We start from the raw sequence: 12,528 nt of genomic DNA on the forward strand, positions 1-12,528 counted from the left end.
GGAGCTGAAGGTGTCGGGCTGGGTGCCGGTGCGGAGCCCGGCTGCAGCGATGGTGTCGAGGCGAGTGGCGAGACCGAGCCCGGTCAAGCGGGGTGCAGCGGAAGGGAAACGTGGATGTGGCAGCCGGGCCGGGCGGTAGGCGGGTCGGCGACCGCGATCGTGCCGTGATGCAGGTGGACGACCCAGTGGGCGATAGCCAGGCCCAGACCGGTGCCGCCGTCCTGGGCGCGTTCGCCGCGGGTGAAGCGTTCGAAGACGCGTTGTCGGTCGGCGGGTGGAATGCCGGCACCCTCATCGGACACGGCGATCCGCACATGATCGTCGTGGCGGGTGGCGTGGACGCGAACGGTGCCGCCGGCCGGGCTGTGCCGGGTCGCGTTGTCGAGGAGGTTGGCGAATACCTGGTGGAGGCGTTCGCGGTCGGCCGTGAGGTGGATCTGCGGGACGGTGACCTCGAACCGGACGTCATGACCGGCGCCGACGGCGTTGATCCGAGCCTCGCGGACGACGCCGTCGAGGAAGTCCGCCAGGTCGATGGTTTCGGTGGACAGGGGCACCACGCCCGCGTCGAGGCGGGACAGGTCCAGCAGTTCGGCGATCAGCCGGCCGAGGCGTTCCGTCTGGGAGAGCGCCGTGCGCATCGTTTCGGGCTCCGCGCGGGAAACACCGTCGACGATGTTCTCCAGCAGGCCACGCAGGGCGGTGATCGGCGTCCGCAACTCGTGCGAGACGTTGGCGATCAGCTCGCGCCGCTGCCGATCGGCGGCGGCCAGATCAGCGGCCATCTGATTGAACGCCGCGGCCAACTCGCCGACCTCGTCGCGGGAGGTAGCGCGGACCCGGCGGGTGTAGTCGCCGCGGGCCATCGCCTTGGCGGCATCGGTCATCTCGCGCAGCGGCACGGTGGCCCCGTGTGCCATGACCTGCAATGTCACCAGCCCGAGTGCGACCGCGATGGCAAACCAGGACAGCCGCACCGGCATCCAGTCGATGCTCCACCAGAAGATCAGCAGGCCGACTCCGCCGGCGAAGCCCAGGGCCAGGGACAACTTCGCTTTGATCGAGCGTACGGGGTCGAGCGGCCGAGGCAGCCAACCGAACAACGGCACGGCTATCCGCCGGATGAGTGTCATCATCGGCCGGTCTCCAGCGCGTATCCGACGCCGTGCACGGTGCGGATGAGGTCGGCGCCGATCTTGCGGCGGAGGCCCTTGATGTGGCTGTCCACCGTCCGGGTGCCGGAGGCGTCCGCCCAGCCCCACACATCGGCGAGCAGGCGTTCCCGCGGCAGCACCGTCCGCGGGCGGCGGGCCAGGTGAACCAGCAGGTCGAACTCGGTCGGGGTGAGGTGGGCCTCGGCCCCGGCCCGGTGCACCCGACGCTCAGCGATGTTGATCTCCAGGTCGCCGAGGCGCAGCATCTCCGGCTCGGCTGCGGGCGCCGCCGAGCGGGACGCCCGGCGCAGCAGCGCGTGCACCCGGGCGGTCAGCTCCCGCATGGAGAACGGCTTGGTCAAGTAGTCGTCCGCACCGACGGCCAGCCCGACCAGCAGATCGGTCTCGTCGTCACGGGCGGTCAACATGAGCACGGGCACGGGCCGCTCAGCCTGGATGCGCCGGCACACTTCGAGCCCGTCGAAGCCCGGGAGCATGACGTCGAGGACGACCACATCAGGCTGGATCCGTCGGGCCGCCTCCACCGCGCTGGGGCCGTCCCCTGCGAGCCGCACCTCGAATCCCTCGGCCCGCAGCCGCGCGGCGACAGTCTCGGCAATGGTCCGCTCGTCCTCGACGACGAGCACCCGCCGCGCACTGCTTCCCACCGTGCCGTCCATCCCGACTCCTCCACATCCCCACCTACGAACCACGCCGTGCCTACCCACCGGTCCGACGTCCGGCCCGTGCCGGACCGTCCAGATTCAGGCCTGCCGGCTACCGGGCCGACCGTCCGGCCCGTGCCGGACCGCCCAGATTCAGGCCTGCCGGCTACCGGGCCGACCGTCCGGCCCGTGCCGGACCGCCCAGATTCAGGCCTGCCGGCTACCGGGCCGAACGTCTCGCCGCCGCCCCACCCGCCCGACCGAAGCCATGTCGTGACCGGGCCGAAGCCTGCCAAGCAGGGAAAACGTTGGCAAGGAGCGAAAGGCGGAGGGTAATAACCCGGTGCACCCCCGTGACGCACCGGACTGCCGTTGCGCTGAGCAGCCTATTGAGCAGCCGTGCAGGGCCGGGGGTGGAGTTGTGTGGATACCTTGTGAAGATCCGCTGCCTGTGGATAACTTTGGGGACAACGCTGTGGACCTGTGGATAACTCTGTGGATTCAGCGCGTCCAGCCGTGCTTCGCCGTACGGATGAGGCGGTCTTTGAGCTCTCGGGTGTGTCGCCGGCTGACCGGCAACTCCACGCCACCGACCAGGACCACATACCCCGAGGGGGTGAGTCGGAGCTCGGCGACCAGCCGCAGCTGCACGAGGTACGACCGGTGGATGCGGATGAACCCGGCGTCCGCCCAGCGCTCGGCGAGCGTCGCCAGAGACACCCGGACCAGGTGGGATGCGTCGACCGTGTGCAGCCGGGCGTAGTCCCCTTGCGCCTCCACCCAGCGCACCGCCGATCGGGGCAGCATGCGGGTGGTGCCGGCCAACTCGATCGGGATGCTCGGCTCGTCCTCGCGTCGGGCCGGCGGGGGCCGGTTGGCGCGCAGGTCAGCAACTCGGCGCAGCGATTCACCCAGCCGTTCAGCGCGCACCGGCTTGCGGACATAGTCGGTGACGCCGAGGTCGAAGGCGTCCACCGCACCATCGTCGTACGCGGTGACGAACACGATGGCCGGCGGGCGAGCGAAGCGGTGCAGAATCCGGGCGAGCTCCATGCCGTCGAGGCCGGGCATCCGAATGTCCAGGAAAACGGCGTCAACGTCGGTGTCCCGCAACACCCGCAACGCCTCGGTGGCATCCCCGGCCCGGTGCACGGCCGCCACCCGCCCGTCAGCACCGAGCAGATACGCCAGCTCGTCCAGCGCCGGCGGTTCGTCATCCACCGCCAGCACGACGAGGCTCATACGCGGAGTTCCTGCGGAAGGCTGTCCTGCTCGACGGGGTTCATGCGCGTACCCCCGGGTGGAATTTCGGCACTCGCATGCTCACCTTCGTTCCCGCGCCGGGCGCGGTTTCGACGACCAGGCCGAAGCGGTCACCGAAGACCGAGCGCAACCGTTCGTCCACGTTGGAGAGACCGACGTGCCGGCCGGCGTCGTCGCCGTTGCTAGTGGCGGCCTCGGCGACCCCCTCGGCCAGCGCTGCCGGATCCATCCCGACCCCGTCGTCCTCGACTGTGATGTGGCATTCGGCCCCGGCGTCCCGGGCCTCGATGCTCACCATACCGACGCCGGGCTTACGGGACAGACCGTGCCGGACGGCGTTTTCGACCAGCGGTTGAAGGCACAGGAACGGCAACACCACGGGCAGCACTTCGGGGGCGATCTGCAGTCGAACCTGCAGCCGGTCACCGAACCGGGCGCGTTCGATGGTGAGATATCGGTCGATCGACCGCAGCTCCTCCGCGAGCGTCGTGAACTCGCCGTGCGCCCGAAACGAGTAGCGGGTGAACTCGGCAAATTCCAGAATCAGTTCCCGAGCCCGTTCCGGATCCGTACGCACGAACGACGCGATCGCCGTCAACGCGTTGTAGATGAAATGCGGGCTGATCTGGGCGCGCAATGCCCGCACCTCGGCACGGGCCAACCGTTCCCGGGACGAGTCCAGCTCGGCCAGCGCCACCTGGGATCCAGCCCAGCGGGCAGTCTCCACGGTCGCCTGCACCAGCCCCGGCGCCGGTTGGTCGTCAGCCACCGCCACCAGCGCACCGAGTGCCTGCCCGTCAGTGCCGGTCAGCGGGGTGACCACGGCCCCGCGTACGACGCAGTCGATCCGGTCGCAGGGCAGGTCGGCGGCGCCGAGCACGATCGACCGGTTGCCGCTCACCGCGCGCTGGGCCACCGCCTCGAACTGGCTGGTGTGGTGGATGCCGCGGCCGTCGAAGGCCAACGTGTTCGTACCGTCGCTGACCATCAACCCGGGCGCGCCGACGAGGCGGCGCAGATGCCGGACCGCCTTGCTGGCCGACGCGGTGGTCAGGCCGCTGCGCAGCGGCTCGGCGGCGAGCGAGGCGGCGTGCAGCACCTCGTACGTGGCGCGTTGCCCGGCCGTGGCGATCACCCGCCGGGCCCGCAACCGCAGTACGGCGACGACTGCCCCGGCCATGGCGGCGAGCACGACGAGGACCGCGAGGACACTTCCGGCCTGACCGCTCACGCACGCATTTTGCGGGCAAACGACGCGGAAGGCCAGGACGGGCTAGCGCGAAGCAACCGCCGCGGAGATCAGGTGAGCTAGTAGGCGCCCTTGCGCTTGAGGACGACGCCGATCGTGCGCCACAGGATGCTGAGGTCGTAGGTGAGCGACCAGTTGTCGACGTAGTAGAGGTCGAGGCGCACCGATTCGTCCCAGGACAGGTCGGAGCGGCCGGACACCTGCCACAAACCTGTCATGCCGGGCCGGACCAGGAGCCGCCGCCGGACATCGCCCAGATAGTCGCCGTCGTCGGCGGGCAGCGGGCGTGGGCCGACCAGCGACATCTCGCCCTTGAGCACGTTGATCAACTGGGGCAGTTCGTCCATCGACGTCGCGCGCAGCTTGTTGCCGAAGCGGAAGATGCGCGGGTCGTCCTTCATCTTGAAGAGCATGCCGTCGGAGTCGTTGAGCTCCTCCAGGCTGGCCTTGCGCTCCTCGGCGTCGACATACATCGTGCGGAACTTCCAGACCCGGAAGGTACGCCCCTCGTGGCCGACGCGGGGCTGGCGGAAGAACACCGGGCCGGGGTCGGACAGCCGGATCCCGAGCGCGATCACGGCCAGCACCGGGGTGAGGAACAGCAGGCCGAGGCCGGCGGCCACCCGGTCGAGCAGGTTCTTCGCGAGCCAGCCCGGCCCGGAAAGCGTGGGCTCCTCGACGTGCAGCAGCGGCAGGCCCTCGATCGGCCGGATGTGCACGCGCGGGCCGGCGATGTCGGTGAGCTGCGGCGCGACCACCAGGTCGACGCCGGTGCCCTCGAGCTGCCAGGCCAGCCGGCGCAACTCCCCCGGCTCCGCGCTGGCCGAGCCGCAGACCGCGATGGTGTCCGCGCCGACCTCCCGCACGAGGGTGAGGACGTCTCTGGCCGCGTACACGGGGACCGGTGTTTCGATTCCTCTGGTGGCCGCGAAGCCGTCGGTGATGTGGATGGCGACCGGGATGAGGCCGGCGGCGGGGCTGCGGGTGACCGCGGTGTAGACCTCGAGGGCCTCCGGCAGCGTGCCCATCAGGATCATCCGGTGCGCGCCGTGGCCGGTCTTGCGTCGGGCCACGTGCAGGATCTGCCGGGCCGAGTAGCGGCAGAACAGGATGAAGACCAGCGCCGCGATGGTGACGTAGGCGATCGTGATGCGGGACAGCTGGGTCTTGGTGCCGAAGGCCAGCAGCGACACGCTGGCGACCACGGTGACGAAGGCGCGGACGACCCGCTTGAACTCCTCGCTGCCCAGTCCGAGATAGCGCCGGTCATAGCTGCCGTGCCCCCAGAGGATCGCCACCCAGCCCAGCGGCACTCCGGCGAACGCTACCGCGTAGAAGATCTGCTCCCGGCCCTGGAAACCGGAGCCGGCCTGCTCGATGAAGGTGACCGCGAGAAAACTCGCCAGCATCGCGGAGAGAAAATCAAGAACGATCAGGATTGCCGTGTACGGCCGATGCCAGCGCGACAGTCGACGGTGCGACCGGGTCCACGCGGACCGGGCCACGCCGTTGGTCGGCGGTGGGTCCTGCTGCCATTCAAAGCTGTCGTACGGCATGCCGCTCCGGCTCTTGCTGGGGCTGGTCGCCGGGCGTTGGAGGCTCGTGGTCACCTCGCTGACGTCCTCCCGCATCACGTACCGCCCAAGCCGAGAACATTACGCACCGCCACGGCCCCGGGGGGTTCCGGCGGGGCCGTCCCGCGCTGCGTCGTGGACGAAGCGGTGGGACCGGGCCACTATACCGATGGAACGAGGGAGTAGAAGGGGACGTTGTGGTCGCTTTCCCCCGGGAAATCAACCACTCACGCTGAGTTACTAACGAATCAACTTGGACAGGCGTCGATCGGCCAGGGGCTTCCCACCCGTCTGACAGGTCGCGCAGTACTGAAGGCTCTTGTCGGCGAACGAAACCTCCCGGACGGTGTCGCCGCAGACCGGGCACGGCAAGCCGGTCCGGGCATGCACCCGCATCCCGGCGCGCTTCTCGCCCTTCAACTCGGCCGCCTTCTGCCCCACCGAGCGCGTCACGGCGTCCGTCTCCACCTCACGCATTGCCTCGTACAGGGTGGTGATCTGGTCGTCCGTCAACTTGCTGGTCAGCGCGAACGGAGACAGCTTCGCCACGTGCAGGATCTCGTCCGAGTACGCGTTGCCGATGCCCGCCAGCACTTCCTGATCGGTCAGCACACCCTTGATCTGCCCCTTGCGGCTGCGGATCCGCTCGGCGAACTCGTCGCGGCTCACCGCCAACGCATCCGGCCCCAACCGGGCCACGCCCGGCACCTCGGCCGGGTCGCGGACCAGGTAGGCGGCCAGCGACTTCTGGGTGCCCGCCTCGGTCAGGTCAAAGCCGGAACCGTCATCCAGGCGTACGCGTAGCGCAATCGGCCCACTGCCCGGCTTGAGCGGGTTGGGCGACTTGAAGGAGTCCCGATAGTGCAGCCACCCCGCCCGGGCGAGGTGCACGACGAAATGCAGCTCGTCGCCCAACGACACGTCGAGGAACTTGCCGTGTCGCCCCGCGTCGGTGACCGGCAGCCCCGCGACCGCACTCGGCGCCGGATCGTACGTCTTCAGCGCGCTGAACGAGGACACCTCGAAGCGCTCCACGGTGTGGCCGACGGCGCGCTCCCGCAGGTACGCGGCGAGCGCTTCGACCTCGGGCAACTCAGGCACGCCTCCACGGTAGCGTTTGTCGCCGTGAAGGTCGTCGTTGCGCACAATCGCTACCGCGAAGCGATCCCCTCGGGGGAGAACGTCATCGTCGACACCGAGATAGCCCAGCTCACCGCGGCCGGCGTCGACGTGTTGCCGTTCCAGCGCGCGTCCGACTCGATCGGTGACCTGCCGGCCGTGCAGAAGGCGCTGCTGCCGGTGTCGCCCATCTACGGCCGGGCCGCCCAACAGGACTTGACCGAGCTGTTGCGGCGGGAGAAGCCGGATCTGATTCACCTGCACAACCCGTACCCGTTGCTGTCGCCGTGGGTGGTCCGCACCGCGCACGCTCACGGCGTTCCGGTCGTGCAGACCGTCCACAACTACCGGCAAGTTTGCTCGTCCGGCCTGTATTTTCGCGACGGCCACAACTGCACGGACTGCCGCGGCAAGACGCTGGGCTGGCCCGCAATTCGGCACAAGTGCTACCGCGGCTCGGCCGCGCAGAGCGCACTGATGGCGACCACGCTGGCCGTGCACCGCCCCACCTGGAAATCCGTGGACCGCTTCATCGCGCTGACCGAGCGGATCGCCGAACACCTGCACGACTACGGCATCCCGGACGACCGCATCGTCGTGAAGCCCAACAGCCTGCCGGACCCGGGCGATCCGGACCCGCTCGGCGAGGGATTCCTGTACGCCGCCCGCCTGTCACCGGAGAAGGGCCTCGCTCTCCTCCTCGACGCCTGGCAGCGCCACCCGGACGGCGCCCTCGGTCCCCTACGCATCGCCGGCGACGGCGACCTGCGCGAACTGGCCGAGGAAGCCGCGGCTTCCCGCGCCGACGTGACGTACCTCGGCGCCCTGGACCGGGCGGGTATGGCAGCCGCCCGGCACGCCGCCGCCGTGATCGTGGCCGTGCCGACCTGGAACGACGTCCTGCCTACGGTCATTTTGGAAGCGATGGCGGCCGGCCGCCCGGTGCTTGGCACCGACGTCGGCGGCATCCCGTACCTGCTGGGTCTCGCCGACGCGGCCGCCCCGGCGGGCTGGGCCGTCCACCCGGACCCCGCGACTCTGGCCGCGGCGCTGCCGATCGCGCAGGCGGAGGCGCAGCGCTTCGCCTCGGCCGCCCGGCAGCGCTACCTCCGCGCCTTCCACCCCGACGTGGTCACCAAGCAGCTGCTCGCCGTCTACGCCGATTTGGCAGGCTCCCGCTAGCGCCGCCTGCCCGCCACGTCGCGAGTCTGCCCGCCACGTCGCGAGTCCGTGCGCCACGTCGCGAGTCCGTGCGCCACGTCGCGAGTTCGCCCGCCACGTCGCGAGTCCGTGCGCCACGCCGCGAGTCTGCCGGGTCGCGTCGCGAGTCTGTGCGCCCGAAGCGCTGCCAGTTCTGGGCTGGCGGCTGCTGCGTGCGGGTTGTAGGCGTTGGTGAGGTCAGCCGCGGAGGGATTCGCGGCCGGAGAAGGCGATGCTGGCCGCCAGGAAGGCGCCGTTGATCAGGGTGAAGGCCCCGATGAACCAGATGCTGGCCTGGGGCGCGACGGTGAGGACCACGCCGGCGAGGGCGATGACGGCGCCGTAGTCGCGGACCAGTTTCACGACGCGGACGGGGAGGGACCGGCTGGTGATCATGCTGGAGGCCTGCGCGCCGGACTGCATGACCGAGGTGACGAGGTTGACCATCCAGGTGCCCGCGAACGCGGCGATGAGCCAGGCCGGCGTGGCCGGGATCTGTGCCTCGGCGGTTGCGGAGATGGCCGCCACCAACGCGATTTGGGCCGCCACGTCACAAAGGACGTCGACGCGGCCGCCGGCCGGGCTGGTTTGGCCGGTGACCCGGGCGAGCTGACCGTCCGCGCAGTCCAGGGCGTAGGCGAACTGCCAGCCGATCAGTGCGAGCACGCCGACCGGCCAGGCCCACACGCTGTTGTCGGCGACGGGGCCGGCGGCCGCGACGACGACGAAGGAGACCAGGCAGCTCAGCCCGAGGTTCGCGACCGTGAGCACGGTCGGTGCGAGGCGCCGCTTATGGGCGAACACCGCGATCTTGGCGCCGAGCCGCTGACTGATCGCCTCACTGAACAGACCGCCGCCGCGGTTCACGGCGTAGTAGTCGGCCGCAGTGGGTGCCGCTGTCTCCGCAGTCCCTGCCGCGCCCGCCCGCGGGTCATGGGCGATCCGGGTCTGGTCTGGCCCGCCGGCTGGCGAACCCCCCGCGCCGCCCGGTCCCCCCGCGCCGCCCGGTCCCCGCGCGCCGCCTGGTCGCCCGGCGCTGCTCGACCCCCCGGCGCTGCCGAGATTTCCGGATCCGGGCGGGTTGCCGCCCTGCCGGATCGGTCCGGAGCCGCCCGGTGCCTGGCCGGGGCCGGGGACCGGGGCGGAGCCGCGGGAGTCAGCGGTCGGCGACGGCGTCGACATATTCGTTCAGCTTCCTGCCGATTTCGTCGTCGGACATAGCCAGGTGTTCGATGATCGTGTAGCGGTCCGGCCGGGTCCTCGGCGCGAACTGCACGATCTCGATGAACTGCTCCGGTCGCAGCCCGACGTCCGCCGGGGTCCGCGGCAGCTGGTGCCGTTCGAGGCACTCCGACATCTGCGCGAAGCGCCGCTCGTCGCCGCGCAGGAACGTGCAGAACAGGGCGCCCAGCCCGGCCAACTCGCCGTGGGAGGCGGTGCCGGGGAACAGCGAGTCGGTCGCGTGCATGATCTCGTGGCAGCCCCCGCTGGAGGGTCGGCTGCTGCCGCACACCGCCATCGCGAGGCCGCTGGAGATCAGTGCTTCGGCGAGCACGGTGACGAAGGCGTCGTCGTGCATGTCGCCCGGCATGGTCAGCACAGCTTCGGCACCCATGCGGGCCAATGAGGCGGCGAGACCGTCCACCGGCTCGCCACGAACCTCGCGGGCGAGTTCCCAGTCGGCGAGTGCGCTGATGTTGCTGATCACGTCGCCGATGCCAGCCCGGTTGATCCGCTCCGGCCCGTTCTCCACAAAATCGAGGTCGACGATCACGGCGATCGGGATATGCACGCCGTAGGAGCCTTTGATGCCGTCGTTGACCAGGCTGGCGACTGGCGAGGCAACGCCGTCGTTAGCCAGCGACGTCGCGACCGAGACCATCGGCAGCGCAAAGCGGGTCGCGGCGTATTTCGCCGTGTCCACCGTCTTGCCGCCGCCGATGGCGACCACCGCGTCGTAGTGCCGGGACCGCAGCTTGGCGCCCAGCTCGATCGCCGCGTCGAGGGTGCCGCCCGTCGTCATGAAGACGTCGGCTGAGGTCAGCGAGGGGCGGATCAGCTCCGCGATCTTCTCGCCCTGGCCCGGTCCGACCACCACCGCGACGTCGCCGCCGGAGGAGATCCGGCCGTCGGCGAGAATCGCGCCGAGGTCGGTCACCGCTCCGCGACGGACGTCGATGTGCAGCGGGGTCTGGACGCTGCGGGCTAGTAACGGCATGCGATGTCCCGGGCCTTGGACAGGTCCTCGTGGTTGTCGACCTCGACCCAGGGAATGTCGCCGATGGTCGCCGCGCGGACCTCGCCGCCGCGGTTGACGAATTCCTGGTAGCCGTCCTCGTAGTAGAGGTCGGGGTTGCGCTCGAAGGTGGCCTTGAGCGAGTCGGCGAGCTCGGCGGCGACCTCGGCCTCGATGATCGTGGCGCCGATGTATTCGCCGAAGGCCTCGGCCGGGTCCATCAGCTTGGTGATCCGGGTGAGCTTGCCGTCCGCGGAGAAGATCGTCTTCATCTCCTCGTCGGCCAGCTTCTTCACGTTGTCGACGGCGAGGAGGATGCCGGGACCACGGTTGGCGAGCAGGTTCTGCTCGACGCTGACCGGGTGCACGGTGTCGCCGTTGACCAGGAGCGCGCCCTGGGCGAAGTGGTCACGCGCGAGCCACAGCGAGTACGCGTTGTTCCACTCTTCGGCCTTGTCGTTGTGCACGAGGCTGATCTTGACGCCGTACTTCTGCTCGAAGGCGTCTTTGCGCTCCTCGACGGCACTGGCGCAGTAACCGACGACGATGGTGACGTCGGTGAGGCCCGCGGCGGCCAGGTTGCGCAGCGAGATGTCCATGATCGTGGTGTCCCCGTCCACGGGGACGAGCGCCTTCGGCAGCGTGTCCGTGTACGGACGCAGCCTGCGTCCGGCGCCGGCGGCGAGTACCAAGCCGATCATGGGGTGGTTCCTTCCGGGTCGAGGGGGGTGCCTGCCGAGAATAGCGAAGCGGCCGTATACGAAGAGTGTGCAGGACCACAGCGGGCCAGCTGTGGAAAACCTTGCGCCGGTCAGCGCCGCAGCGCGGGAGAAAATACGGCGGCGGCCGGGCGGTACGGGAGCACCGGCGAGGCGGCAGTGGGTCATGGTACGCGGCAAGAAAGTGAGAGCAGCCGGCTCGTAAGCTGGTGCGCATGACCGCTGAGCAGCTGATCTCATTCGCCCGGGGTGCCCCGTCCCTGGACATCGTCGACGTGGCCGGCCTCAAGGCCGCGGCCGCGCGCGCCTTTGACGCAGACCCCGCCGGAGTGACCGCATACGGTACGTCGGTCGGTTACGTTCCGCTGCGGAAGTGGATCGCGGACAAGCACCGGGTCACCGCTGACCAGGTCATCGTCACTAACGGGTCGTTGCAGGCGGACGCGTTCCTCTTCCACCACCTGGTCCAGGCCGGCGACGACGTGATCGTGGAGAAGCCGACGTACGACCGCACGCTGCTCAACCTGCAGAACCTGGGCGCCAAGGTGCACCCGGTGACGATCGAGCCGGACGGTATCGACGTGGACGAGCTGCGCGGACTGCTGGAAAGCGGCGTACGCCCGAAGCTCGCGCACATCATCCCGAACTACCAGAACCCGGCCGGTGTCACGCTGTCGCTGGAGAAGCGGCGCACGCTGCTCGCCCTGGCCGCCGAGTACGGCTTCGTGATCTTCGAGGACGACCCGTACGTCGACATCCGGTTCCGGGGCGAGGCGTTGCCGTCGATGCTGTCGATGGATGAGAACGCCTCCGTGGTGCACGCGTCGAGCTTCACGAAGACGGTGTGTCCGGGTGTCCGAGTCGGCTACCTGGTCGGTCCGGCCGCGCTGATCGACGCGATCGCCAAGAAGGCGACGAACCTCTACATCTCGCCCGGCATGGTGTCCGAGGCGATCGTGCACCAATTTTGCCTCTCCGGGGACATCGACCGCTCCGTGCAGACCGTCAGCGCGGCGCTGGGCGAGCGGGCGAAGGTCTTGGCCGACGCGATCCGGACGCACATCCCGGGCGCGACCTTCACCGAGCCGGACGGCGGCTACTTCCTCTGGGTGGACCTGCCGGAGGACGTGGATGTGGACAAGCTGTTCTCGGCCGCGATGAAGAAGGGCGTCGCCATCGTGAAGGGCAGCGACTTCCTGCTCGAGGGCGGTCAGCACTCGGTACGTCTGGCCTTCTCCGCGGTGACGGTGGACCAGATCGATGAGGGTGTACGCCGGCTGGCGGCAGCCATCGATCAGGTGCGTGCCTGATACCTGCCCGACTGTCGGGTTTCTGACACTTGGGCTTAT

11 protein-coding genes are annotated in these 12,528 nt (G+C 69.6%); 2 read left to right on the forward strand and 9 right to left on the reverse strand.

The features are described from left to right. Nucleotides 1-83: 83 nt before the first annotated feature. The 6 genes from ACIA1L_RS23780 to ACIA1L_RS23805 all read right to left on the reverse strand — a co-directional run bounded on the left by ACIA1L_RS23780 (nt 84) and on the right by ACIA1L_RS23805 (nt 7,006). Nucleotides 84-1,133, reverse strand: a complete 1,050-nt coding sequence (locus tag ACIA1L_RS23780; RefSeq protein WP_396075131.1) for a sensor histidine kinase — start codon at nt 1,131-1,133, stop codon at nt 84-86. After that, on the reverse strand, nt 1,133-1,834 hold the full coding sequence (locus ACIA1L_RS23785) for a response regulator (protein ID WP_396075064.1): 702 nt from the start codon (nt 1,832-1,834) through the stop codon (nt 1,133-1,135). The genes ACIA1L_RS23780 and ACIA1L_RS23785 overlap by 1 nt, the downstream gene beginning before the upstream one ends. Before the next feature lie 486 nt (nt 1,835-2,320). Then, nucleotides 2,321-3,061: a LytR/AlgR family response regulator transcription factor gene (locus ACIA1L_RS23790; RefSeq protein ID WP_396075065.1), complete on the reverse strand. Its 741-nt coding sequence runs from the start codon at nt 3,059-3,061 to the stop codon at nt 2,321-2,323. 40 nt (nt 3,062-3,101) lie between these two features. Beyond that, nucleotides 3,102-4,262, reverse strand: coding sequence for a sensor histidine kinase (locus ACIA1L_RS23795; protein ID WP_396075132.1), 1,161 nt, complete (start codon nt 4,260-4,262; stop codon nt 3,102-3,104). A 128-nt stretch (nt 4,263-4,390) separates the two neighbouring features. Further along, nucleotides 4,391-5,962: a sugar transferase gene (locus ACIA1L_RS23800; RefSeq protein WP_396075066.1), complete on the reverse strand. Its 1,572-nt coding sequence runs from the start codon at nt 5,960-5,962 to the stop codon at nt 4,391-4,393. 183 nt (nt 5,963-6,145) lie between these two features. Beyond that, complete coding sequence (locus tag ACIA1L_RS23805) at nt 6,146-7,006, reverse strand: Fpg/Nei family DNA glycosylase (RefSeq protein WP_396075067.1); 861 nt, start codon at nt 7,004-7,006, stop codon at nt 6,146-6,148. 24 nt (nt 7,007-7,030) lie between these two features. On the opposite strand from ACIA1L_RS23805, the gene ACIA1L_RS23810 reads away from it, so the two are divergent. Beyond that, nucleotides 7,031-8,206: a glycosyltransferase family 4 protein gene (locus tag ACIA1L_RS23810; RefSeq protein ID WP_396075068.1), complete on the forward strand. Its 1,176-nt coding sequence runs from the start codon at nt 7,031-7,033 to the stop codon at nt 8,204-8,206. A 216-nt stretch (nt 8,207-8,422) separates the two neighbouring features. Here the strand turns inward: ACIA1L_RS23810 and ACIA1L_RS23815 are convergent, their stop codons facing one another. The 3 genes from ACIA1L_RS23815 to ACIA1L_RS23825 form a co-directional block, all read right to left on the reverse strand. After that, nucleotides 8,423-9,166: a CDP-alcohol phosphatidyltransferase family protein gene (locus ACIA1L_RS23815; protein WP_396075133.1), complete on the reverse strand. Its 744-nt coding sequence runs from the start codon at nt 9,164-9,166 to the stop codon at nt 8,423-8,425. Nucleotides 9,167-9,380: 214 nt separating this feature from the next. Continuing rightward, entirely contained in the window at nt 9,381-10,442 is a 1,062-nt protein-coding gene (locus tag ACIA1L_RS23820) for an iron-containing alcohol dehydrogenase family protein (protein WP_396075069.1), read from the reverse strand. Further along, nucleotides 10,430-11,161, reverse strand: coding sequence for a sugar phosphate nucleotidyltransferase (locus ACIA1L_RS23825; RefSeq protein WP_396075070.1), 732 nt, complete (start codon nt 11,159-11,161; stop codon nt 10,430-10,432). The genes ACIA1L_RS23820 and ACIA1L_RS23825 overlap by 13 nt, the downstream gene beginning before the upstream one ends. Nucleotides 11,162-11,394: 233 nt before the next feature. On the opposite strand from ACIA1L_RS23825, the gene ACIA1L_RS23830 reads away from it, so the two are divergent. Beyond that, nucleotides 11,395-12,489, forward strand: coding sequence for a PLP-dependent aminotransferase family protein (locus tag ACIA1L_RS23830; protein WP_396075071.1), 1,095 nt, complete (start codon nt 11,395-11,397; stop codon nt 12,487-12,489). The last annotated feature ends 39 nt before the right edge of the window (nt 12,490-12,528 follow it).

The organism is Actinoplanes sp. NPDC051859, assembly GCF_044452725.1.
Classification (GTDB): Bacteria; Actinomycetota; Actinomycetes; order Mycobacteriales; family Micromonosporaceae; genus Actinoplanes.